This is a genomic window from Thalassoglobus neptunius (assembly GCF_007859735.1).
GTDB classification, from domain to species: Bacteria; Planctomycetota; Planctomycetia; order Planctomycetales; family Planctomycetaceae; genus Thalassoglobus; species Thalassoglobus neptunius.
The window spans coordinates 1,857,711-1,883,019 of sequence record NZ_SIHI01000001.1 but is presented as its reverse complement, the minus strand read 5'-3'; the positions used below and the strand labels follow the sequence as shown (position 1 = coordinate 1,883,019).

The following is a 25,309-nucleotide window of genomic DNA, read 5'->3' as shown; positions in this document are numbered from 1 at the left end:
TCTTTCCGATGACGTGGTTCGTCACTGCATTTCGAATCGAGCAATCTCTCTTCTCGTCGAGGTGCGTTCTCCTCAAAACCGAGAGATCCTGGAAGAGTCTTCCCACCCGGACACAAAACTTCTTGAGTTGAGTTTGCGAAGTGAGGTCGTTGTGAAATAGAATCAAATCAGACAAAGTGCATGTGTGAACGATCACTTCATTCAGCGTCACACTTCACTTCCCGCCGCATCACTCCCTCCTGCCTTGAAATGCCAACCATGTTCGTCGCCGATCACTTCAGCGCGTTGAGAGCATGCTGCGTCACATTCAGCATCGTTGCTGTGACCGCAGCATCCGCTTTCGCCGAAAACGGTGAAGACTTTTTCGAAGAGCGAATTCGTCCGGTCCTTGTGAAGCGTTGCTACTCCTGCCATTCGGAAGCAACTCAAAGCCTGGAAGGCGGCTTGGCGCTCGACACTCGACAAGGCTGGGCAAAAGGAGGCGAATCCGGAAAGGCCATTGTCCCCGGTGACATCGATGGCAGCCTTTTGATTTCCGCGATTCGCTACGACGATGAAAACTTGCAGATGCCGCCGGATCAGGCATTGAGTGATCGTGAAATTGCCGACTTCGAACAATGGGTCCGAATCGGTGCCCCCGATCCACGCACTGAGGCCGTTCGACCAGTCAGTGTCGACGTCCCGTCCGATCCGGTTCGAGGACGAGAACACTGGGCATTCTTACCGCTATCGGATCAAACTCCTCCTGCAGTCAGCGATTCTGACTGGCCGCTGAGTTCCATTGACCACTTTGTTCTCAAGCAACTTGAAGATCGCGACCTGCATCCCGTAGACGATGCGGAACGTCGCACACTCCTCAGACGCGTTTCGATATTGCTGACCGGCCTCCCGCCGACACTGGAGGAAATGGAATCCTTTCTTGCGGATGAACGATCGGATGCCTACGAACGTCAGGTCGATCGGCTTCTTGCATCGTTTCACTTTGGGGAACGATGGGGACGCCATTGGCTGGACCTCGCACGATACGCGGACTCTAACGGCCTCGACGAAAACTTCCTCTTTCGAGAAGCGTGGCGGTACCGCAACTGGGTCATTTCCGCGATCAACAATGACCTGTCGTATGACAATTTCCTGAAGATGCAGATCGCGGGAGATCTCCTCCCCTATGAATCAATCGAAGAGCGGGATTCGCATCGGATTGCCGCAGGGTTTCTGGTCATGGGGCCGAAAGTTTTGCTTGGAAACATCCCCGCCAATCAACGCATGGAAGTCGCCGACGAACAGATTGACACCATCGGGAGAGCGGTTCTTGGGCAAACATTAGGCTGCGCCCGGTGCCATGATCACAAGTTCGATCCCGTTCCAACCCGAGACTATTACGCACTCGCTGGAATTTTGTCATCGACGGAAGTGATGGAGCAACGATACATGCTCGGTCAACAGCGAGTGATGGAACAACTCATCGGACTCGGTGAAGATGGAGCCAAACTCGATGAAGAGTACGAAACCTACTGGCGTGAACGGGGAGCACTCAAAGATCGCCGCCAACGCTCGACGGAGATTCTTGAACTCTTGAAAGCCGGGAAACTTGAAGAGTTCACGGAACGTCTCAAACGAGACGATCTCGTCATCGCTGAAGTGGCGAAAGATGAGAATGCTGAGATCGAACAACGAATTGCGGCACAACAAGAGATGGTGGCCGAATTCGATCGTCTCTGGAATTCGCCGCCGCCGATTCCGCCCCGAGCCATGTCTCCGACGGAACGGAATGAACCGACAGATGAACACATCCGAATTGCCGGGCAATTCGACAAGCTGGGCGATCAAGTCCCTCGAGGATTTCTGCAAGTCCTCACGAACTCAGAAGTCTCGATTCCTGCCGACCAAAGCGGTCGTCTCGAACTGGCGAACTGGCTGACGGATACTGAATCTGGAGCCGGGAATCTCGCAGCTCGCGTGCTGGCCAATCGCATCTGGTATCACTTGATGGGAAGAGGTCTCGTCCGCACCGTTGACAACTTTGGCCGCACCGGGGAAACCCCATCCCATCCGGAACTTCTCGATCACCTGGCGGATTCATTGATTCAGTCCGGCTGGTCCATGAAATCTCTCATTAAGAACATTGTGATGAGTCACACGTTCGTCCTGAGTAGTTCCCATGACAACTCTGCCCATGCTGTCGATCCCGAGAATGTTTTCCTCTGGCGAGCACATCGTCGACGGCTTGATCCTGAGTCGCTCCGCGATGCAATGCTGCTTTCCGGAAAGCAACTCGATCTCAATCCGATGGACTCAACTGTCTGGTATCTGGGTGATCAAGCGACGGCGGTCGGAGCCAATACAAATCGCCGACGAACAGACTTCCCGTGTCGCAGTGTGTACCTGCCTGTCATTCGAAACGACCTTCCGGAAATTTTCGAAGCGTTCGACTTTACCGACCCTCACGCCGCAACCGGGATGCGTCCGCAGACTCTTGTGGCGAAACAAGGTTTGTTCATGTTGAATGAAGAATCTGTGATTCGCATTGCTGAACAAACAGCTGCTGCCCTGCTCGCCGATGAGACCCTTTCTGACGACCGGCAGCGTCTTGACCATCTCTACGAGTTGACGCTCAATCAAATTCCCGAAGATGCGGTCCGAGAGAACCTGCTGTCGTTTCTGAACGACTTCAAAACGCACGCCGCTCCGACGTCATCAGAGCAGGAAGTCTCACCTGAGCAACAGGCCTGGTCGATGGTCTGTCAGGCACTGTTTGCGTCAAGTCGGTTTCAAATTCTGGAGTAGCCATGAAATGCAATGAATTCGAGCCAGTCTGGAATCGAAGAGAGATGCTGCGGTCGAGCGCCTGCGGACTGGGACAAATTGCGTTCGCTTCAATGCTCTCGGAGTCCGCATCCGGTTTCTCCGGAACTCAAGCCACCAGTGGAATGCCGCACTTCGCCCCGAGAGCGAAACGGATCATTTTCCTGTTCATGTGGGGCGGACCGAGTCACGTTGACCTGTTCGATCCCAAGCCAGAATTGAACGCTCGAGCCGGGGAGCAACTTTCAGGAAGTTCCGTTGGGGTCAATCGTGACAAACTTGGTGAACTGCTCGGCTCTCCGTTTAAGTTTCAGCAACATGGGGAAGGCGGAGTCTGGATCAGTGAACTCTTTCCGGAACTGAGCCAGCACGCTGACCGACTCTGTGTGCTCCGTTCCATCCACACAGAAGGGAGCGCCCACGGCGAGGCGTTGCTTCGACTGCACACCGGTCAGGCGAATTTGGTCCGGCCGAGTGTCGGAGCCTGGGTCAGCTATGGACTCGGGAGTGAAAGCGCGAATTTGCCTGCCTTCATCACCATCTCTCCTCCGCGTGGGCATGGTGGTGTTCAGAATTACGGCAGTGCGTTCCTGCCGGCCGCTCATCAGGGAACAGCGATTGGTTCCGCAGAAACTCCCGTTTCCCAAGCAGTCGTCTCCAACCTTCGCAATCCCCGATTGAATACGGAACAACAGCGCCGACAGGTCGATTTGATCCAGTCACTCAATCAATCCCATTTGCGACAATCCGTGACTGATCCGACGATTGAAGGACTCATCGCGAATTACGAACTGGCATTCCGAATGCAATCGACCATGCCGCAAGTGATGGGGCTGGACGACGAAACTCCTGAAACGCACGCGATGTACGGAATCGGTGAGGAACCGACAGACAACTTCGGCCGCCAGTGCCTTCTCGCTCGAAAGTTTGCCGAGAACGGAGTGCGCTACATCCAGGTGTCGACCGACTATACCTGGGACCATCACCAGAAGGTTCAGGAAGGGTTAGTCGGAGAGTGTGCAAAAGTCGATCGTCCAATCTCCGGGCTCCTGGCGGATCTGGATCAACGAGGACTCCTCGAAGACACACTCGTGGTCTGGGGAGCGGAATTCGGCCGAACGCCAATGGCTGAGAACAAGGACGGAAGGAATCATCATCCACAAGTATTCACGATGTGGATGGCTGGAGGCGGTGTGCGTGGAGGAATGACGTACGGTTCCACCGACGACTTCGGATATGCTCCTGTGGAAAATCCTGTTCACATGCATGATCTGCATGCGACGCTGCTTCATCTCCTCGGACTTGACCACGAACAACTCACCTACACTCATGCGGGAAGAAACTTCCGGCTGACCGATGTGTACGGAAATGTTGTGCACGACATTATGTCGTAATTGAAACGCGACGCACTGAATGACCGACCACGGGCTTTGAAACGCCCATCGATTCCGATCCATGCTGGAAGCTCAGCCAGAAAAGTGCTGGCATGAGCCTCCAGTGAGAGAATTCCTCATCGCTGGTCGATCAATTTTTCTGCTTGCTCTCTGGAGGGACCTGCGAAGACTGAATGTGCTGCAAGTTCTGTGGAAAATCTTCTCCAACGAAAACAGCACAGCTGATAACGTCGTCCTTAAGCGACTCGGGAATGTCGAACTTCACCGTCTCGGTTCCGACCCCGGAAACAGAGACGATTTTCCGTTCGATTCGTTTGTCGTTCGGCCCGCCTTTAAGAGTGACATGCAGCTTTTGCTCTCCCAGTTTTTTAGGAATCTTGTGTTCAATTTGAACAGTGGCCTGAAGTTCTGGTGCTGCACTTCGAATGACTTTCATTGAGACCAGATTTCTCTGCCTTTGAGATTGCCGCGAGGAGTTCGATTGTCCCCCATTTCGTCGCGGTCTCGAAGTCGCTTCTGCTTCTTTCGCGAGCACGTAGTTCTCCATAGCTTCTGGATCGTCGCGATTTCGAAATGCGATCAGGCAATGATCTTCCGTCTCCACCATCCACTGTTCCAGTGTCGTCCGGAGGAAGTCAAGATCTGCCGTGTGGGTCGGACTGTCGATCAGATTGTGAAGGCAATCGGGATCCGAAGTGATGTCATAAAGCTCTTTCGGCTGGCGGTGTAAATAAACTTCATGACGTTCCCGGATCTGCGGATCGCTTTCGGCAAGCTGTTTCATTCTCTTGTAAGTCTGCGTGCCTGAAGTTGCTGTCGCGAAAACCCGCTCACCGTTCGACCATGGGTTGAAAATGTAGAGCAGGTTTTCAGTCTGAATTGCGCGCATCGGGTCCCGTGATCTTCCCGAGTTTTCGTTGTATTCCTTGACGACAAAATCACGCCCCGGCTGATCGTCACCTTCAAGGATCGGAAGAAAAGACTTCCCTTGAATTCCCTCGGGAACGGACAACCGCATCGCATCCAGAATCGTGGGCAACAGGTCCACAGCTGACACCATATGCTTGGTGTCGACAGAGTTCTCTTCGATTTTCCCGGGCCAACGGAACATCAGAGGCGTTCGCGAGCTGTGATGATAAACTTGAGTCTTCGCAAACGGCAGCGGCATTCCATGGTCAGAAAGAAAGACGACAAGTGTCTCGTCGCGGACACCTGACGCATCGAGCGCGTCGAGGACTTCGCCGACACAGTCATCCGCCCGGCGAACCGAAGAGTAATAGTGTGCGAGTTCCTGACGAACGACGGGATCTTCGAATAGAAAACCGGGAACGCTCACATCATCCGCGGTGAAGACTCGGCTGGGAACATGCGGGTCGTCGAACACGGTCCCGTTCTTCCCTTGTGCATAAAACGGTTTGTGGGGATCGGAAACATTGATCATGACACAGAACGGCTGCCCCGCTTCCTCAGCAGCCGCAATCCCCATCGCAGCGGACTTGCCGTAAGATTTCGCATCTTTCAGGGCAAATTGTCTTCCATCCGTATCCGTGTCGAGAATGAGATCCCAATGATACGGATGGTACGGAGTTGAATGTGTGACTTTCCCGCGGATCGCAGTGAAGTATCCCGCCTGCTGCATCAGGTCGACCAGATGTGGATGTGTCGCATCGGGGACCTGATAGAAGCCTTCGACGCCGTTCGAATGTGGATATCGACCGGACCACATGACGTTGCGGGACGGCATACAGTTTCCCACAACAACATGAGCATGATCAAATCTCATCGACTCTGCTGCGAGTTGATCCATTCGCGGGCTCGTGTCAGGAACCGGGCAGTCATAGACTCCCATGGAATCGCAACTCATATCGTCGACAGTGATAATCAACAGATTTGTCGGCGAAGCCACCAATGTTTCCGTCACGAGGAACAGGCTCAGACAGGCGGCGATCATTCGAACAAATCGGGAGAGTGTAAGACTTCGGATGTGCATGAAAACTTGCATGGCGGGCCTTTGCATGATGAGGAACAACTGAGCATGACCAATTGATCCACAAGATTCAATGGGATTGCAAGGTGACAGTGACCGAAGAATTTCAGGTGCCTGCCCGTCAACTCTCACGAAAGGAATGCTTCCGTTCCAAAGCTCGATGATTTTCCCTCCTCAGGTTCACTTCGGGACTACATTGTTCTTTCGAGAGCAGTCACTGAATCCGTTCAACTCGAGACTTTGCTGTGGCTGCTCAGGCGAGTTTCTGCCGAACATCTTCCGAGGTGTTCCGGAATCTTCTTCCCCGGTCGGTTCCGGGAGTCCTCGCAACAACGAACGGGGCTCGACTCGCCTTCCCCAGTCAGGTAGTTTGAGCCGTGAATACTTGGCTGTTTTCACAATTGCCCTTCCGGCGAAAGCGGCCAATTTTCCCTTGTCCCGGAATTCGAGAAGCTGATGTCAGGTATGTTGCACAACGATGGTCACATGGGAGTGACACCGGAATTACTGGAGCCAGATGGCCTTGCCGAGTATCTCGCCAGGAAGATTCGGGACAAGTCCGCCGTTGTCGGAATTCTCGGGCTGGGATACGTCGGTCTTCCGCTTGTCGATCGCAGCTTCAGTTCCGGATATCGAGTTCTCGGATTTGACGTCGACCGCTCCAAAATCGAGTCCCTGCTCTACGGGAAAAGCTACATCAAGCACGTCCCGGACGAACGTGTCCAGGAATGGAAGTCGAGCGGAAGATTCGATGCGACGGACGACATGAGTCGCATCAAGGAAGCCGACATTCTGATCATCTGTGTCCCAACACCGCTCACTCCAAGTCGTGATCCGGATCTGCAATTCGTGCGGACGACCGTTCGCTCGATCGCAAGCGAACTACGTCCGGGGCAAATGATTCTTCTCGAAACCACGACCTACCCCTCGACTCTCCGCGAGCTGGTTCTACCAATTCTGGAAGTGAGTGGATGCGTCGCCGGCGAAGAATTCTTCCTTGCATACAGCCCGGAGAGAGATGATCCCGGAAACCCGGAGCCTTCTCACTCGCGAGTTCCCAAAGTCGTTGGCAGTATCGACGAGAGAAGCGCCCGACTGGCGGAAGCGTTCTACAAAGAGACCGGAGTCGATGTCGTTAAGGTCTCGAGTCCTGAAGTTGCCGAGGCGTGCAAAATCCTTGAGAACACTTACCGGGCGGTCAACATTGCTCTTGTCAACGAGTTGAAGATCCTCTTCGATCGAATGGGGATCGACATTTGGGAAGTCATCGAAGCAGCGAAAACGAAACCATTTGGATTTCAGCCATTCTATCCGGGGCCCGGAGTGGGGGGGCACACCATTCCTATCGATCCATTCCATCTGTCGTGGTTGGGAAGGAAGTTTGGAGCATCGACAAAGTTCGTTGAACTCGCTGGCGAATTAAATGTTCGAATGCCTGAATATGTGGTGTCGCGGGTTTCTGATTGTTTAAACGAAGTCGAGAAGCCGATTAAAGGGAGTCGCGTTTGCGTCCTTGGTGTTGCTTACAAACCGAACACCGGCGACCCTCGGGAAAGTCCCTCGTTCGTGCTGATCGATCAGCTCACATCCAAAGGCGCACACGTCAGCTATAGCGATCCGCACATCCCAACACTTCCCAAGATGCGAAAACATCAACTGACACAGCTCTCCAGCCAGGAGTTAACCGAAGAGTTCTTAACAGCTCAGGATTGTGTGTTAATTGCGACCGATCACGACGCATTTGATTATAATTTTATCGTTGAACACGCTCCGCTCGTCATCGACACACGCAACGCGACTCGCGAAGTCGAATCCGGCCGCGATAAGATTCGTCGGGCTTGATTGGCATTGGAAAGAACACATGGGGTGGTCGCACTTACTTAAGTCTTTCGAAGAGAATTCGACCCCCGTAAAGCAATCACGTCCTTGAACCGTCATCGACATTCCGTCGGCTTGGAAACAAATCTCAGGAGAGGAATCTGAGGCACGCATGAAAATTCTCGTCACAGGGACCGCTGGATTTATTGGTTTTCACACTGCTCGCACATTGTTAGGTCGAGGAGACGAAGTCGTCGGAGTCGATTGCGTCAACGATTATTACAGTGTGGAACTCAAGGAGACGCGACTGGAGATGTTAAACTCTGACGAGCGTTTCCAGTTTCACCGATTTGACCTATCAGACAGAGTCAAAAACGCAGAGTTCTTTCAAGCCCAGCAGTTCGACGGAGTCATCCATCTCGCTGCTCAAGCTGGCGTTCGATACTCGCTCACGAACCCGCATGCTTATATATCGAGTAATATCGATGGTTTTCTAAACATCCTCGAAGGTTGCCGGCATTCGAAGGTGAAGCATCTGGTCTATGCTTCAAGCAGCTCCGTTTATGGGGCCAATACGACCATGCCGTTTGCAGTGACGGATAATGTCGACCATCCCGTCAGTCTGTATGCTGCCTCCAAAAAAGCGAACGAGCTTATGGCTCACTCTTACAGCCATTTGTATCAGATGCCAACGACTGGCCTTCGCTTCTTCACGGTTTATGGACCGTGGGGACGACCGGACATGGCATTGTTTCTCTTCACGAAAGCCATCCTCGCGGACAAGCCGATCGATGTCTTCAATGAAGGAAAGATGCAGCGGGACTTCACGTATATCGATGACATCGTGGACGGAATCATTCGTGTGCTGGACCGGCCCGCAGAACCCAATCCTCAATGGTCAGGTGATTCGCCCGACCCGTCGACATCGAAGGCTCCATATCGGATCTTCAACATTGGAAATCATCGACCTGTCGAGTTGCTGGAAATGATCCAATCGCTGGAGCGATGCCTGGGTAAGAAAGCCAAAATGAATCTGTTGCCAATGCAGCCCGGCGATGTCCCTGCGACATTTGCGGATATCGAGTCGATTCGAGAAGTCACCGGATTCGCCCCGAAGACTTCACTCGACTCTGGCATTGAGCAATTCGTGAAATGGTATCGCGATTACTATCAGGTGTGAGCGGATCAAATTCATTTCGAACGGTAATTCACCAGATTCAAAGACAGCTGATCGAACGGGACTCGTCTCACTGGTCTGAAGCAAACTTCATGAAGTGAATTCCGAACGGCTCATCGGGAGGTGTTGTTCGTCTCAGAATCCGTTCGGGCGACTTCACAGGTCCGAGTCCGATCCTCTAAGCTCTCGTTCCGAGACTCCCCTTCTCACACAAGGATCATGGAATGAGTAAATCGAAACGTAATTTCTTCACTTTGCTAATCATCGTCAGCGGGATCGTTTTCTCGGGGCAACAGCAATCTCAGGCAGAAGATAACGTTGATCCGTCAACTTCCTGGCACCAATGGCGAGGGCCGAATGCCAATGGTGTTTCGGAGACAGCGACGCCTCCAGTGAATTGGAGCGAGAACCGAAACGTCCGCTGGAAAAGGCCGATCGAGGGGCTCGGAAACGCAACGCCAATCGTTTGGGGCGACAAGCTCTTTGTTCTTACTGCGGTCGATTCTGGACGGATTGACGCTTCAAAACCGGCCCCTGCCGAACAGCCCGAACGATCATTCGGAATTGTGTTTCCGAACACCTACTACGAGTTCGTCGTGCTGTGCCTGGACCGATCGACGGGAAACGAAATCTGGCGGAAGGTCGTGGCAGAGCGTGTTCCCAACGAGGGGCATCACGGAGACAACAGCTTCGCTTCCTGTTCTCCTTTCGTCGATGGAGAGCGTCTTTACTGCTGGTTCGGATCTCAAGGTTTGTATTGTCTTGATCTGGACGGGAACCTTCTCTGGGAACGAGATCTCGGCCCTGTTCAAACTCGGCGAAGCTTTGGCGAAGGGACTTCACCAGTCGCTCACGATGGACGTCTCGTCATCAATCGCGATCACGAAGGCCAGTCGTCGATCATGGTTCTCGATGCAACGACCGGAGAGGAAATCTGGAGTCGAGATCGAGACGAGTTGAGCAGTTGGGCGACACCCTTGATCGTCGAGAAAGATGGAATTGTGCAAGTGATCGTGAACGCAGCGAATCGCGTTCGAAGCTACAATCTCGATGACGGGAGTCTCATCTGGGAATGCGGTGGACAGGCCAGCAATGTCACTCCGAGTCCCGTGACCGACGGAGAATATGTTTACTGCATGAGTGGCTACCGTGGCTCTTCTGCAATGGCGATTTCGCTGGATTCCAAAGGTGATGTGACCGGCACTGATCAAGTTGCCTGGCAACTCGCACAAGGAACTCCGTATGTTCCTTCGCCAATCTTATACAACGGGTTGCTTTACTTTACGCAGTCCAACAACGCGATTTTGACCTGTGTCGATCCGAAAACAGGAGAAGTCCTGCTGGAGCGAACTCGTGTTCCGGGTGTGCGAGCATTCTACGGATCGCCAGTGGCAGCGAAGGGAAAGATCTACCTGACCGGAAGAGACGGCGAAACGGTTGTGATCGTGGCGGATTCAGAGTTTGAAGTGCTCGCCACGAATCAGCTTGACGACCACTTCGACGCATCGGCTGTTCTCGTTGGCGATGCGATTTATCTGCGAGGAAAAGAGAATCTCTATTGTATTGGTAAGTAGTCACATCAGACTCAACCACGTGCAATGAATCTACAACGACGCCCCCTTCGAGAAGCTTGAACTTTCGTTGGGGGCGTGATGGATTTCGCTTCCTCAAGTGCAGAGATTCAGTCGAGCGACCAGCCCGATCGCGGTTCTCTCCCGAGGAAAGAGTTTGCGGATTCCGTGTTGGTGACCCTCAGAGCTTCCGAATCCCATAAGAGTTTTTCACCAGCCCGAAAGGCCACGTTCCCGAGATGATTCGCTTCTGTGAGAGGTCCAGAATAGCTGAACGGGCTCGAGGTTTCCGACCCATCGCGACATGCGACGAGCCATTCTTCGTGCTGGCCGGGTGAGTCCGGAATGAATTGTTCGGGCGGCTTGAAGTTTGCGAACTCAGCTTCCGGAAGCAGGATGTGCTTGGTGTAGTCAGAGAGAAGCATCTTTCCATCTTCTCCGATGAACAACGCTCCGTTGGCCCATTGAGGAATTCCCCGCTGATTCCAGATGTCGGGTTTGTGGTCTCCCTGATACCAGGTGAGCGTACACGGAGGCATTTCTCCTCGCGCATCGTATTCGTATGTGACGTGCATCGATGCAGGGGCAATTTCAGGATGCGGTTCCGGGCCGAAGGCTTCGATTGATTGGGGGGCATCCAGATTCAACGCCCACCAAGGAAGATCGACGCGATGGCTTCCAAGGTCGGACATTGTTCCGTTTCCGAAATCCCACCAGCGATACCATTTGGGGCCGGGGAAGTACACTTCGTGATAAGGACGCATCGGAGCCGGACCGATCCACAGATCCCAATTGAGATAACTCGGAGGAGTCATCGCTTCAGAGGGGCGTTCGGTAACAAAAACGCGGTCTTTGTTTTTGTCGGAGTCTTCTTTGCTCTGGAGCCCCCAGGCACGAGAGACCCACACATGGGCTTCCCGCACAGCTCCGATGGCTCCCGATTGAATCAATTCAACCACTCGGCGGTAGTTGGGAAGCCCATGAATCTGGGTCCCCATCTGCGTTTTCACGCCCGCCGATTTCGCAGCTTGCGTGATGCGTCGAGCTTCGTCCACGTTGAGGGTGAGAGGTTTTTCGCAGTAGACATGTTTGCCCATTTTCAATGCAGGCATCGTTGCGTACGCGTGCGTGTGTTCGGTCGTGCTCACAACGACCGCGTCGATGTCGTCGGTCCGATCGAAGTAGAGTTCTCGAAAGTCTTCATAGGTTCTCGCTTCAGGAAAGAGTTTCGAAGCGATTCCCAAGTTCTGACGGTTCACATCGCAGAGAGCGACGACCTGCACATCCACGAGGGATTGCTCCGTCATCGTCTTGAGATTGCGTCCCCCGCGTCCGCCAACTCCGATAAATGCCAGATTCAATCGCCCGTTCGCAGGAGCGGAAAACGCATTGCGGGTTGTCGGGAGCAATGCCAATGACGAAGCCGCCATCGTTTGCAGTGCGGTTCGTCGATTCAGTCTTGAAGATGACATTCAGTCCCCTTTCGATTCGAGTGAAGCACAGCCGTTTCGCAAACATTATCTGATTTTACTCACGAATGCATCGTCGCCGACTGATGGGATTCGAAAAGCCGACACGGGATCTGTGCTCGAAAAACGTGTGGTGAATCTCAAAATCCTCCGGGCGGGAGTTGTGTTCTCGAACGGAAAACGTTGTGATTCGGTCACCAGAAAAAATTGCCTCTCAATGCAGTCTTCTGGCCCAGTTCGCAAGTCCGATGTGTCAAACTCCAACTGAAGACCCAATTGGCGGGAAATGAATGTTTCGTGAATTTTTATCTTGGGGGAGTTCGCTCGTACCAGAACCGATTGCCCCTCTCGAAGAGTCTGGCACTCGCGTTCGGTACGGACTCACAATCGCCCTCGTTCTAGTCGCCACCGCGATCCCGATCGGTTGGCTGCAGATGATTGCGACGACCACTCCGCAGGGCCCTCCTTTGGAGATCTCTCGGGCTCCTTCGGATTTGGAAATGTCCCCGATTCGTTTTCGGGCATTTGAGTTGACCGACCATGAGGACTGGAGCCCCCGAGTGACGAACGTCAACATCGTTGACCTTGATGAAAACGGTGAGCCTGAGCTTCTTGTTTGCGATGCAGTTCGGAACACCATTTTCCAATACCAACGACTTCCCGATGGATCCTGGAAGGAAACGGCACTCGTTCCGGAGAACACCATTTCGGTCCCTGCCCGGACGGAAGTTGTCGATCTCGACGGCGACAACGATCCGGACATTCTGGTCGCTGTGTTTCGAAGCTTGACTCCAACGTCTGATCCAATTGGTCAAGTTGTTCTTCTGCAAAACAACGGGGACAACGAGTTCACTCCGCGAGTCCTGATTGATCAAATTCGGCGTGTCTCCGATGCCCGATCCGGCGACTTTGACGGAGATGGCGACCTTGACCTCGTCGTTGCGGAATATGGCCATGAGTTCGGCCGAATCTTCTGGATGGAAAACCGCGGCGATCTCACGTTCGTCGATCGAGAACTCATGCGTGCCGCCGGAACCGTTTCGGTCTCCGCAGAAGACTTCGACGGCGATGGAGATCCTGACGTTGCCGCCTTCATTCCGAGTGAGCAAGAAGAAGTATGGATTTTCGAGAACACTGGGGAAGCACCCTTCCAACCAGTCCAACGAAAGATCTGGGGAACCGCGAACTTCGACTTCGGCGGCTCGGAGATGCTGTCAGTTGACCTTGATGAAGATGGCGACCTCGACTTACTCCTTGCAGCTGGGGAAGACTCGGAATATCCCGTTCCCACTCAGCAATCTTCGCACGGCGTGTATTGGCTCGAAAACCTCGGTGATTTCGAGTTCGAGTTGCATTCAGTGGGCTCTCTTCCCGGATGCAGTTCGATTGCAGTCGCAGACATTGATAACGACAACGACCTGGACATCATCGCTGGGAGCAGGTTCAACAACTGGCATGTTGATGGAACAACGAGTCTGGTCTGGTTTGAAAACGACGGAGAGGCGACCTTTCAAACCTGGAAAATTGCCGACTCCCCTGCTCGTCTTGCGACAGTCGCTTGTGGTGACCTCACCGGAAATGGTCAGAAGGAAATCATTGCCGGGTCTCTGTTCAACAATGAACCGATCATTCGCCCCGGGCGCGTGACAGTCTGGACTCAAGAAGGCGAGGAGCAGGAATGAGAGTCGTCAACGCCGTACTACTGGCAGTCATCGGGATCGAGCTTGTTGCAGGCTTCAGGTCGTATCGGAATGTTCAACAGCAACCAGTGGCCCCGACAGCCAACACGGAAGGTTTACCGGGGTTTACTCGGAACATGATTATGTCTTCCGAAGTCGCGATGAATCCCAAGTTCGCGGAACAATGGAGTGGACTCGGGATGGTTTATCAGGCATTCGGTTTCTATGACGAATCGGTGGCCTGTTTTACTCGAGCACAAGAGATCAGCCCTGAAGACCCGTCGATCGCGTACGAACTGGGTTTCGCGTTGATCCTTGCTGGCAAGACCGATGAATCGTCTCGTGAGTTCGAACGAGCGATGGAACTTGGGCACCCATACGCGAGCCAGTGCTGGTACTTTCTCGGCCGAAATGCACTTCGCATGGACGATCCTGAAACTGCGAAAGGTTTCTTCCTGAAGGCGACCTCTCTGCCGGCAGCCCGATTCGAACTGGCGAAAATCGCCTGGCGAGCTGGGGAAAGCGCACAAGCAGAACACATGCTCAAAGAAATTATCAACGAATTCCCTAATGCGACGGAACCGCAACGACTCCTGGCGGAAGTCTTCGATGAACAAGGAGAGCAGCATCTGGCGTCGATGTTGTACCTCAGTTCGGACCGTCGATTCGTCGCACTGACCTCGCCGCGACAGGAAATTTTCGAAAGCATTCAACAGCTCCGAAACGTGGGGAATGTGAAATTCGTGCAGACGCGCGCGACAGAGCTGCTCGATGCGGGGAAAGTGTCGGACGCACAGGAGATTTTGAAATACGAAGCTGGCAGCGAGTTTCATCCCGTTATCTGGGATGCTCGATCCGATGTGGAACGTGCGCTCGGGAACATCGAAGAACAGATCGCTCTTCTTCAGGAAATCATCGAGCGTGATGGGCTCGATTCCTACCGGGCTGCAAGACTCGGTTTTGCACTGATTGGCAACGAGCAGAAAGACGAAGTCCAGAAGGTCATGACTGTTGGAGCGGCTCTTGAATCCAACGATGAGCGTGAGGTCGTTGCCGACCTGTACCAGCAACTGGCGAACCTTGCTTCGGAACAGGGCAATGAAGACAAGGCTCTGGCAAACTGGAGCGAAGCACAGTTTCATTACGGAAGAAAAATCTATCAAACGGAAGACCCTTCTAAAGCGATTGACCTGTTTATCCAAAGTGCCGAAGCAAATCCCGAAACTGCCGATCCTTTGTTCTACCTTGGGCAACTCTTCTATGAACTGGGGGAACTCACGGATGCTCAAACAGCGTATGAAGAATGCCTGAAAATTGATCCGAACTTTGGCCGTGCGATTGACGGTCTGGCACTTGTAAAAGCGATTCGTAATTCCGGCGGAGAAGATGCAACACAGCCAGAATCGGCCGAAGATTGATCGATCTGATTCGACACAGGTATCCTTCTTCGTGGGGACTTTCCGGAATCTGTTGGCCATCGCGTGAGCGAGTCACAGCCGCCCTGTGATTTTCCTCCAAAGCATTGTCTTCGGAACTTTGCACGGGCAGAATTCCAAGAACCTGGGCACACAGTTCAAGCGGCGACACAAGGGAGCATTTGCATCATGCGCACAAGAACCGCAGTCATCACTTTTCTGGTGAACTCGATCTCCCTGATCGCTCTGGCACAACAACCTCCAGTGGTTCACGACGATCGATTGCAGGTGACGCTCTTTACAGAAGATCCGGAAATTGTGACTCCGATTGGAATGGCGATTGATTCACAGGATCGAATCTTCGTCATCGAGTCACACACGCATCATCCACCTGCGAATTATTCCGGACCGAAAGGAGATCGAATTAAGGTCTTCTTCGACCGCGATCACGATGGAAAAGCGGATGATTCGTTCGTGTGTGCGGAGGGAATCAATCAGGCGATGAGTCTTGCGTTCTCTCCTGACGGCGAACTCTACGTGGTCTGTGCGAGGAACGTTCTTAAGATTCGTGATGAAGATCGCGATGGCCGCTCTGAAAGGGTCGAAACAATCCTGACTCTCGAGACCGACGAACGTTATGCTCACAACAGCCTCCTCGGAATCACGTTCGATCGTGACGGCTGGATGTATGTTGCTCGCGGAAATACGGGATCAAAAAGCTATCGATTCGTCGGAACCGATGACTCCGAAGTCTCCGGCTATGGTGATGGCGGCAATGTTGTTCGATGTCGCCCCGACGGAACGCAACTCGAAGAATTCGCGACCGGATTCTGGAATCCCTTCGACTTGAAGTTTGACCATCTGGGCAACCTTCTGCTCGTTGACAACGACCCCGATGCGCGAGGCCCCAATCGTCTCGTCCATGTCCTCAAGGGAGGCGACTACGGATATCGATCGCTTTACGGAGGGAGCGGCAATCATCCTTTTCAGGGTTGGGATGGATCTTTACCCGGCACTTTGCCGTTTCTTGCAGGGACCGGGGAAGCTCCGTGTTCCGTCATTGATTGTCGGCGGTCCAGTTTTCCGCTGGATTACTCGGAGAGTGTTCTCGTCTCAGTCTGGAATGAAAACTCGATCGAGCGATTCACACTCAAGACCGAACCGGATGGTCTGGTTGTCACCGACAAATCGCTGTTCATGTCCGGAGGAAAAGACTTCCGCCCGGTCGCACTCGACTGCGACTCTCACGGTAACATGTATCTGACGGACTGGGTGCTTGTGAATTACCCCAACCATGGACGGGGCCGCATCTGGCGTATTTCGAACATCAGCACAGAACCGTCGATCGCCCCTCATCAGAAGTTTGATCCACCACTGACGAATCCGTGGCAAGCGCACGCGAATGAGATTTCCGAGACAGACGACCGAGAGGAAATCATCCAGGCTCTTCAATCTGATTCGCCAATGCTCAGGCATGTCGCAGTTCAACGGGTCGCGCATCTCGACGAGAAGAGTTTCGACGACCGGCTTTCCAGTGATGTCAGCGAAAGCGTGCGATTAGGAGCGTTGCTGGCGCAGCGTCTTCGACAACCCAACGACGTCCCGTCGATTCGCCGATGGCTCAAGGATCCGTCGGAAAAGATTCGTCTGGCAGCGCTCGTCTGGGCTGGGGAATCGATGAACGTCGAGTTGCTTGACGATCTGGAAGCTGCCATCACTCGCCAAGACGTCAGTACTCAACTGTTCGCGACTTATCTGGCCGCTGTTCAGAATCTGGATGCAAAATTCATCGAGGCCTATCAAACTCGTGCCTCCGCCAAGTCAAGTCAACTCACACGACCATCGACCGCAGCACTTCTGGTAAAGGTCGCCAGGAGTCCGGAGTTTTCAGAATCAGTCCAGGCTCACGCGGTTCGCTTCTTTGATCTTTCCAGCATCAAATCAGAACGCGATTGGCTGACGCAACAATTGCGGAGTGAACACCAACAGCTCGCACTAGCTGCGGTTCGAAAACTAGCCGAACTCCCGTTAGCGCAATATCCCTCACTCATCGAAGAGCTGGAGGGGATTTGCATGGATGACTCAGTGCCTTCCGAATTAAGATGTGAAGCTCTTCTCGCCATCAGCACCGTCAGCGTCGACAACCCGGAACGATTGCTCCCTCTCTTGCTCGATGAGAATGAATCCGTTGCGATTGAAGCAGCAAGAACGTTTCGTGCCTGGTTTGACCGGCTGCACGCCCAGGAATGCCTTGAACGAATTGACCTGCAAGAGTTGTCCCCAGTCGTCCGAGAGAGGATTTCCGGTCCTCGTGAAGAGAATGGATTCTCAGAAACCGACGTCGCTGCTCGGCCCGACAATCGAGAGGAATGGACGAAGCTCACACTTTTGGGAGGGGACGCGAAACGCGGTCGACGAGTCTTCTTCACCGAACGAGTCGGATGTTTCAAGTGCCATACTGTGGATGGACGAGGCGGCATTCTCGGCCCCGATCTCAGTCAGGTTTCGCTTTCAAAATCTCGACAACAAATCATTCACTCAGTGCTGGAACCCTCCGCAGAGTTTCCTCCGCAATATCAGGCATGGATGGTCGCGACGACCGACGGGAAAATCCATCGTGGACTTCAACTCGACCACAAGTCCGGGGGAGCAATTGCGATGATCTCGGAATCCGGCGACAACCTGTACTTTAAGTCTCATGAAATCGAAGACTACGCTGCCTCTCCGAAATCTCTGATGCCAGATGGCCTCGTTCAATCCATGACGGTTGGAGAATTTCAGGATCTCGTTGCATTCCTTGAGAACTTGAAATGACTCACAATCCTTCGATAAATCGAACGAACTGAACCTCAAGCCAGTCGATGTCGTTCCCGAACGCTTTTCGAAAATCGCTGAGACGTTCGGTCGCGGAATATTCTCGATCGAGTGAGTCTCTCGTCGAAATGATCTTCAAATAGGCCGCGTATTTTGACGGTCGAGTCTCGGCCAGAAAATAGCTCAGCGCCCACGCCTGGCTGTATGCATTCAGGATTTTCCGGCGAAAGTAGACTTCATCATCGGCGATAAACTGAGAGATTGTTTCTTGCCTCGCTTGCGACAAATAGGCCCGAAAGTGGTGCAGTCGTTGCGGGTTCAATGCAGCCTCTCCCCGAAACTGTTTCTCGTCGAAGGTCCCGTCTCCTTCCATCATCTCGGCAAAGCCTTCGACAACCCAGCGAGGGTTCGCACCGATTCGTGAGTGCAGCCCAGAATTGAAAGCGAGTTGATGAATGCCTTCGTGAAGAAGTGTTTGAACCATCGCTGGATCGAGTTCACTATCTGTGGAGCGTGAATTTCGTCTGGTGGGCACCGTTCGATACTTCGGGGTTTGCGAAGGACGTTCATAGAGAGCGATGCGATTCGTCGAGGGATGGTAATAACCCCGAATCAGCCCGTTCGGTGGGACTTCATCGCTCTCGCAGTAGGCGTCAAACTCGGATCGTTTGCTGAAGACTTGAACCAGCAGCGGAAACTCTGCGCGGATCGTCGGAAGTTTTCGTCGGGAAGCATAGAGCGAAAATGCTCGGGCCATCTTATCGAGCAACTCGGCGTACTTTTTCGCTCGGCCTTTCGGTCCCGCGACAACAAACTGTCCACGAGTCGCTACTTCGTAATCGTGTCCCAACTCCTTCTGGAGTCGGGTTCTCATCGCAATCGATGACTCTGCGCGAAACGGATCAGGATACTTTCTCGCACCTGTGACCTTCTGCAATTCGATGCGGGAATAGCTCCCGTCCGAATGGGCCAACCAACTCAATCCTCGATCATGAACCAACGGTTTCCCGACATAAGTTCCCTCGGGGGTCGTGAGTTCCACCTGCCCTGCCCCGTACGCCGAAGAGAGCAACAAGGCTGGCATCACGAGCAGACAGAACACAATTCGTAGAAAAATCATTGAGGTCCCCGGACTTGGAACGCGTCAGACAAACGTAGAATGCTAAGCCCGTCTGCGCGGAAGCGACCTCAAGTTCGGCTCCATCAAATGGAATGATTTTTCGGATTGAATGAATTATGCTGAAACAATGCCCTGTTTCCGTTGGACCTTCCGGCTTGTTCTCCTCACGTTGATCATTTCCTGCGCCGAAATCAACGAGTTCCGGTGTGCGGCAGACGATGACCGTGAGAGCGTTCCTGACGAAAAGAAAGTCTCCCAACTGATTTCTCAGCTCGACAGCCCATCGCGAGCGGAACGAGTCCAGGCGGAACGATCATTGATCCAACTCGGGGAACAGGCCATCCCCGCTCTTGAGGAGTTCCCGACGGACGATCCCGTCATCGCAATTCATTTGGATCGGATTCGCCTTGCCATCCGCAAGACCGCAGCGACCGAAACGCTTGAAGGAACCCGTTTCAGTTTCGAAGCGTCCCAGGGAATCGGGATCCAGGAATTCATTCGAAACCTCACCGAAGCAACCGGCAACGAGGTGGTCACCGATCCGCCGAGTTTGTCACGACGAATTCAATTTCACGGTGACGACATCCCGTTCTGGCAAGTGATCGATGATGTCTGTTTGCACAACGATCTCGGCTGGCGCACGTCCTCGCAATCGGTCGTGCTTTCCACCAGTGAAAGGACACGCTATGACGTGGCCGATTACGTCAAGTGCGTTCGGATCGGTGGCACTGTTCAACGTCAGCGGCAAGGATTCCGTCAGCGACGGCGAGGTCAATTGATTCGCGTCGAATTTCGACTCGATGTTGAGCCTCAGGTCGTTCCATTCTTCGCACAAGTTTTCGACAGAGACTTCGAACTCTCCAACGAAACTCTCACAGCGACGCCCTTCAACCCGGACGCTGGGCACGAGCTTCTGTTCCGAGGAGGACGCACGGCGGTCTTCACGGTCGACTTTCAAACGAACAGCGAAACCATTGAGTTCCCAGTAAATGCTTCGGGCTTTATCACTCTCTTCTGTGCAGCACGCAGAGAGCCAATCACCGTCGCCCTCAACAGTCGAGAACAAACTCCCGACAATCGCGTTCGTCTTGAAGGAATTTCCCGAACGCCTGATGAAACGATCGTCCGATTGAGTGTTCAGCTACCTCACAATGCCGATGAACTCCGTTCGCATCGTCTCGGCTTGCTTCATCGCGACGTGAAATTGCACCAGAACGACGGGCAGGTCACGTCCCCAACGCGCATCGAACTCCTCTCGCGTCGGGGGCTCCTCCATTCACTGGAAGTTCGCTTTCCAACGGGCGCAGAAGCAACTCACTTGACCTACGGAATGCCTGAACTCTTGACGTTTCTGCCGGTTCCATTCGAAATTCATGGCCTCGAACGAAACTAAAGCGTGCGGTTCGACGCGACGTGCCGCTGTTTCCGAATCGAGTCAATTCTGCACGTCAATTCTGCACGTCAATTCTGCACGTCAATTCTGCACGTCAATTCTGCACGTCAATTCTGCACGTCAATTCTGCACGTCAATTCTGCACGTCAATTCTGCACGTCAATTCTGCACGTCAAGAATGACCTTCAACTGGTCCTTCTTCTGGGCTGTTTCCAATGCAGTTATTGAGTCTTCCAAAGCATACCGCGCTGTGATCAGGTCACTCACGGAAATTTGCATTCGAGCCAGCGCATCGATTGCCTGAGCGAATGGACCACAGCGCGAGCCGACCATTGTGAATTCGTCAATCACATGCGGGGCGAGATTCGGACCAGTTTCCCCGGCAAAGGTCGACTTCATCACGATCGTCCCTCGCGGGACACAAATCTGAAAGGCGGTCAACAGCCCAAAGGGAGAGCCAGTGCAGTCCACGACAAGATCGGCAATGCGTTTCTCCTCAACGTCATCCAAAAGTTGAGTCGCAATTCCGAGCTTCTTGAGACGTTCGAGTTTCTGGACATGTTTCCCGACGACCAGCGGAGACTTTCCGTGTGCCGCGATCACTTGTGCGCAAAGATTTCCCAGTCGTCCATCACCCAGCACAACGGGACTCTGAAATCCACTCAGGTCGAGTTGAAAAGGAATCTGAAACGCAGCAGCGATTGGCTCAGTGAATACAGCGTTGTCGTCGTCGACCGAATCCGGAACGGCATGAAGATTCTCTTCAGGAACCCAGACCGTATCAGCGAATGCTCCGTCGTGATTGAGGATTCCAATCACCGTGCGGTTTGGGCAATGAGTTGGAAGTCCCGCTTCACAGGTCGGGCAAGTGCGGCACGCACAATTGATCTCTCCCACAACCCGTTCCCCGGCGAATTGACCACTTCTCGCAATGCCGATGAACTCGTGCCCGAGCACTCCCTCAAAGCCCATGTACCCGCGAATCAACTGCAAGTCCGTTTCACAAACTCCGGCTTGGATCACATCCACTTCAACACAGTCATTCCGAGAGTGTGCCGAATATTCTGCATCGAATCGGACTTGATGGTCAGTGACCAGAACGGCTCGCATGAGAGTCTTCCAAGGCTTGAGGATGAGAAAGAACGCCCGGATCGAGATGCTTTCGCACGAGCCAGGTCAGTGCCACGGGAAAAACGACGGAACCGATGATCACCCACACCGTGACGTCGTACTGAATCGCCAACGCTCCGATTGCAGAGTAGCTCGCCGCGATGACCAGATTCGCCACAATCAACGGAAAAAGGATAAGAGAAAACGGAACACGCATCGCGCCGAACAGAAGAATCGTCGCTTCAGCGAGAATCGGCAGCGGCCGGGTCACAGCCACAGACCAGATCGCCAGACGCTCCTGAACTTGGTCCACAACCTGGCGATCTCGTTGATCTGTCATCCGTTGAACGAATCGAGCTCCGACGAATTTTGCAGAGTGAAATCCCACCAGATTTCCTAGCATGAGCCCCAACCAGGACGCAAGTGTCGCCCACCCGAACCCCAAGACAGCCCCACCATAGGTGCTCACAGCGCTCGATGGGATGGGAAGAAAGATATCCAGTGCCAACAGCGCGACAATCAGTCCGAAACGTGCGGGCGGCGACCACGACTGTTCAAACCACGACCGGATTTCATTTTCGAACGACTCGCCCAGAATCAGAAAGGGAAGCGTCGACGCAAGCAGGCAGAGGCAAAGGATCACAAATTGTTTCCGCAGATGATGCACGCCGAACTCTCACCTCTTGCGGAGAATGTAAACGATGTCTTCCGATGTCTCGTTAAGTTCCGTTGTCTCGGAAACGTCATAAGAAAAGTCATGCACTGCGGCGACTTCGATTTCAGGAACTCTCGAGAACAGCTTCTGCATTTGTTTGGCGGTGTAAGTCCGGTAATTCATTTCATCGCGAATCTGTCGATGGGACGTTGGCGTATAAACATCGAGAGTCATTCCGAGTTTTTCATTCCGTCCTTTGAGATCGAGTTCCTTGCACCACATGTGTGAGTTGACTTGTAAATTGCCACGCCGGGCCACCCACGATTCCTGTTCCATTCGATTGCCAGCCGCTGGAATCAGATGGACTCCCAGGATATACAGCCCCCCCTTCACGAGAGCGTTGGCCACACACTGGAAATGGTCAGTCGCTTTTCGTTCGGTTTCCAGATGGCGAAAACTGTTGATCATGTTGAAGGCGGCGTGAAACTTCCTCTTCACTGAGAAATCGCTCATGTCTTCCACGACCGCACTCGCCGGAAATCCGAACCGCACGAGACGGTCATTGCAGTACTCGACCGCATGAGGATTCAGGTCATTGCCCGCAACTTCGTAGCCACGCTGAGCGAGTTTGATCATCAGTCGACCTGTTCCACAGGCCGGTTCGAAGAGACGTTTGACCTGACACTTCGCGTATCGGTCAAAACAGCTTTCGAGGAAGTCGCACTCCGCTTTCCAGTCGAAGCCGAACAAGAGATCGTAGTATTTGGGATAGTCATACAAACTACCCTCAATGACATCGGTCATAGCATCTGTTTTTTCTGGGGAGAGTGAGTCCAAAGCACAAACGGAGATGGCACTTTGAATTTAAGACGAGGAGTCTTCGGGCACACGATTTTGAGAGGATTCCTCAGACTCACTGATAATGCGTCGAGCGTCTTCCTCACGCTGACGCCAGCTTTCGCTCAACCGATCCTGATAGTCTGCGGGAAGCGCCGCCAATGTTGACTTGGCCAGCGAAATGTTCCCTTCGATTGCCGAAAGGTACGCTTTCCCAATCCGCGCCTTCGTAATGTACTCTTCTGTCTGAATATCCCGAAGCAGATTCAGCTGACGTTCCGCATCCGCTTTTCGGTTTGGATCGTGCAGGTACTGCAAAGCGAGTTGCTCGTGCGCCCGGTTGACGTATCCGGTGTCGGTCGGATGGTATTGGATGACTGCCTTGAATGCATCTTCACTGTCAACGCGAAACATTGCGTCAATAAACTGCTCACGCGCCGAATCCATTTTTGGTATCGAGGAATGAATTAGATTCGGATTCGCTTCCGGAATCGTTTGACGTGTGGCAAGACTGACCCCGGCCGAAGCAAGTGCTGCAAGAATGCAAAGCAGTGTCAGAACTGCCGCAGGTCGGTTCGTCGGGAACGCGTTTGCGGAGGGGGCAGAATCGGCGAAAAGATCGTTGACCGAGTCACCGGTTTCGAGAGCTTTGGCAATCTTGCGAACATCGTTGAGTACATCTTCCGCTGACGCATACCGGTCATCAGGACTCTTTTCAGTCATCCTGTTGATGACCTGACAGATGACCTTGGGAAGGTCCGGTCGAATCTCTTCGAGTGGCGTGGGCGTCTCATGCAAGTGCTTCACAGCAACGCTGACGGCATTTTCCCCCTCAAACGGAGGATGCCCCGCGAACATGTAGTAGCTCGTGATCCCGAACGAGTAGATGTCGCTCCGCTGATCCAGTTTTCTTCCGCTAACCTGTTCCGGACTCATATACAGAGGCGTCCCCATCGTGACACCTTCCTGTGTCAGGTTGAGCCGCTCGCCTCCCTGCAGCTGTGCCAACCCGAAATCGGCCACTTTTGCTTCGCCCTTGCGGTTGAGCATGATGTTTTCGGGTTTGATGTCCCGATGAACGATCCCTTTCTCGGCAGCTGAACGCAGAGCGGACGCCACCTGCCGCATGATCCGCAGTCCGAGCTTGGGCTCGAGAGGCCCCTTCTTCTGAATAAAACTCTTGAGAGTAGCCCCTTCGACGTACTCCTGAGCAATAAAATACTGACCGTGATTTTCGCCGACCGTATAGACCTGAACGATATTGGGATGGTTCAGACCTGCCGCTGCCTTGGCTTCTGCCTGAAATCTGGCGACATAGGTTTGATCTTCCGTGAGATCAGGACGAAGCAACTTCAGAGCAACGTTTCTCTTCAGAGATTCTTGCTCGGCCAGCCAGACTTCTGCCATTCCTCCTTTTCCCAACCGCCGAAGCAGCCGGAAGTCATCAAGAATCGAATCCGTTTGGGGGACCATCTCTCCCGATGCGGAAAAAGAAGGCGGCATCGATGTAGTGTCATCGACATTCGTTTGTTCATCGGGGAGGTTGGAATCAGATTCCGCCATGGAAAACTATCCGTCAATTCGGCCAAGGTAGTGAGGTTATCATGGCAAAGAGTGAGGAATGTGGAAAGGTTGCGCGTCGGACAACTCTGGAATTCGAGCTGTGTGGACTTTAACCGGATACTGTACAAAGGATTCCACGGTCGACGTTGAAGCGAGTTGCCTCATACGATAACTTGCTGGCTTGCTCGCCATCGTTCTCGATTGGGAGCACTCAAAATACTGTGAAAGAAAGCTAAAGGTTGCTGAGATGGTACTGAGACCGCGAACAAAGCTGAAGAAGGAACGGAAGCAGAAGCGATGCCCCAAGTGCGGAGTCGTTGTCGGAAAGAAAGGCAAACGGGTTCGCTGTAAGACCTGTGCCAAGAAGCTCGCATAAGTGCTTCCCCCAACCGAAAACGTTCAGAATTGAGCCGTTTGTGGGGTTTTCGTTCGATGCTGCGCATTGGACTGCATCAGGATTTGAGTTGAATTCCTCGGGAAACAGGCTCTTTGGTATCATCTCCTG

The 25,309-nt window shown here is 53.2% G+C and carries 16 protein-coding genes; 9 read left to right on the top strand and 7 right to left on the bottom strand.

Going from position 1 to position 25,309, the window contains the following annotated elements:
- Nucleotides 1-258 precede the first annotated feature (258 nt).
- Together KOR42_RS07500 and KOR42_RS07495 are read left to right on the top strand one after the other, a co-directional pair.
- Complete coding sequence (locus KOR42_RS07500) at nucleotides 259-2,784, top strand: PSD1 and planctomycete cytochrome C domain-containing protein (protein WP_231740755.1); 2,526 nt, start codon at nucleotides 259-261, stop codon at nucleotides 2,782-2,784.
- Between the two features lie 2 nt (nucleotides 2,785-2,786).
- Nucleotides 2,787-4,196 (top strand): DUF1501 domain-containing protein, encoded by a 1,410-nt coding sequence (locus KOR42_RS07495; protein WP_146508445.1) that lies wholly within the window; start codon nucleotides 2,787-2,789, stop codon nucleotides 4,194-4,196.
- Nucleotides 4,197-4,326: 130 nt separating this feature from the next.
- Here the strand turns inward: KOR42_RS07495 and KOR42_RS07490 are convergent, their stop codons facing one another.
- A complete protein-coding gene (locus KOR42_RS07490) occupies nucleotides 4,327-6,102 on the bottom strand; it encodes a sulfatase family protein (protein ID WP_197440951.1) in 1,776 nt (591 codons plus the stop codon).
- Between the two features lie 546 nt (nucleotides 6,103-6,648).
- On the opposite strand from KOR42_RS07490, the gene KOR42_RS07485 reads away from it, so the two are divergent.
- The 3 genes from KOR42_RS07485 (at nucleotide 6,649) to KOR42_RS07475 (ending at nucleotide 10,752) form a co-directional block, all read left to right on the top strand.
- A complete protein-coding gene (locus KOR42_RS07485; RefSeq protein WP_390620869.1) occupies nucleotides 6,649-8,025 on the top strand; it encodes a nucleotide sugar dehydrogenase in 1,377 nt (458 codons plus the stop codon).
- A gap of 148 nt (nucleotides 8,026-8,173) precedes the next feature.
- On the top strand, nucleotides 8,174-9,181 hold the full coding sequence (locus tag KOR42_RS07480) for an NAD-dependent epimerase (RefSeq protein ID WP_146508443.1): 1,008 nt from the start codon (nucleotides 8,174-8,176) through the stop codon (nucleotides 9,179-9,181).
- A gap of 221 nt (nucleotides 9,182-9,402) precedes the next feature.
- The gene (locus tag KOR42_RS07475) at nucleotides 9,403-10,752 is read left to right on the top strand and encodes a PQQ-binding-like beta-propeller repeat protein (RefSeq protein WP_146508441.1); all 1,350 of its coding nucleotides are present in this window, start codon (nucleotides 9,403-9,405) and stop codon (nucleotides 10,750-10,752) included.
- Between the two features lie 107 nt (nucleotides 10,753-10,859).
- Here the strand turns inward: KOR42_RS07475 and KOR42_RS07470 are convergent, their stop codons facing one another.
- Nucleotides 10,860-12,221 carry a Gfo/Idh/MocA family protein gene (locus KOR42_RS07470; protein WP_146508439.1) on the bottom strand — a complete coding sequence of 454 codons (1,362 nt, stop codon included), beginning with the start codon at nucleotides 12,219-12,221 and terminating at the stop codon, nucleotides 10,860-10,862.
- A gap of 287 nt (nucleotides 12,222-12,508) precedes the next feature.
- Between KOR42_RS07470 and KOR42_RS07465 the strand changes: the two genes are divergently transcribed.
- The 3 genes from KOR42_RS07465 to KOR42_RS07455 all read left to right on the top strand — a co-directional run bounded on the left by KOR42_RS07465 (nucleotide 12,509) and on the right by KOR42_RS07455 (nucleotide 18,126).
- A complete protein-coding gene (locus tag KOR42_RS07465; RefSeq protein ID WP_146508437.1) occupies nucleotides 12,509-13,900 on the top strand; it encodes an FG-GAP and VCBS repeat-containing protein in 1,392 nt (463 codons plus the stop codon).
- On the top strand, nucleotides 13,897-15,315 hold the full coding sequence (locus tag KOR42_RS07460) for a tetratricopeptide repeat protein (RefSeq protein ID WP_146508435.1): 1,419 nt from the start codon (nucleotides 13,897-13,899) through the stop codon (nucleotides 15,313-15,315). The genes KOR42_RS07465 and KOR42_RS07460 overlap by 4 nt, the downstream gene beginning before the upstream one ends.
- Before the next feature lie 186 nt (nucleotides 15,316-15,501).
- Entirely contained in the window at nucleotides 15,502-18,126 is a 2,625-nt protein-coding gene (locus KOR42_RS07455) for a PVC-type heme-binding CxxCH protein (protein WP_146508433.1), read from the top strand.
- 1 nt (nucleotide 18,127) lies between these two features.
- Here KOR42_RS07455 and KOR42_RS07450 read toward each other — a convergent pair whose 3' ends face one another.
- Nucleotides 18,128-19,246 carry a DUF1570 domain-containing protein gene (locus KOR42_RS07450; RefSeq protein WP_146508431.1) on the bottom strand — a complete coding sequence of 373 codons (1,119 nt, stop codon included), beginning with the start codon at nucleotides 19,244-19,246 and terminating at the stop codon, nucleotides 18,128-18,130.
- A 109-nt stretch (nucleotides 19,247-19,355) separates the two neighbouring features.
- On the opposite strand from KOR42_RS07450, the gene KOR42_RS07445 reads away from it, so the two are divergent.
- Nucleotides 19,356-20,639 carry a hypothetical protein gene (locus tag KOR42_RS07445; RefSeq protein ID WP_146508429.1) on the top strand — a complete coding sequence of 428 codons (1,284 nt, stop codon included), beginning with the start codon at nucleotides 19,356-19,358 and terminating at the stop codon, nucleotides 20,637-20,639.
- Between the two features lie 159 nt (nucleotides 20,640-20,798).
- Here the strand turns inward: KOR42_RS07445 and KOR42_RS07440 are convergent, their stop codons facing one another.
- Genes KOR42_RS07440 through KOR42_RS07425 form a run of 4 tightly spaced genes read right to left on the bottom strand, consistent with a single transcriptional unit; the run spans nucleotide 20,799 to nucleotide 24,804 of the window.
- Nucleotides 20,799-21,749, bottom strand: a complete 951-nt coding sequence (locus KOR42_RS07440; RefSeq protein ID WP_146508427.1) for an alcohol dehydrogenase catalytic domain-containing protein — start codon at nucleotides 21,747-21,749, stop codon at nucleotides 20,799-20,801.
- Complete coding sequence (locus KOR42_RS07435) at nucleotides 21,727-22,416, bottom strand: TVP38/TMEM64 family protein (protein ID WP_146508426.1); 690 nt, start codon at nucleotides 22,414-22,416, stop codon at nucleotides 21,727-21,729. Before KOR42_RS07435 ends, KOR42_RS07440 begins: the two co-directional genes overlap by 23 nt.
- Nucleotides 22,417-22,425: 9 nt before the next feature.
- Nucleotides 22,426-23,208 carry a class I SAM-dependent methyltransferase gene (locus KOR42_RS07430; RefSeq protein ID WP_146508424.1) on the bottom strand — a complete coding sequence of 261 codons (783 nt, stop codon included), beginning with the start codon at nucleotides 23,206-23,208 and terminating at the stop codon, nucleotides 22,426-22,428.
- A 60-nt stretch (nucleotides 23,209-23,268) separates the two neighbouring features.
- Nucleotides 23,269-24,804 carry a serine/threonine-protein kinase gene (locus tag KOR42_RS07425; protein WP_146508422.1) on the bottom strand — a complete coding sequence of 512 codons (1,536 nt, stop codon included), beginning with the start codon at nucleotides 24,802-24,804 and terminating at the stop codon, nucleotides 23,269-23,271.
- Nucleotides 24,805-25,309: the final 505 nt, after the last annotated feature.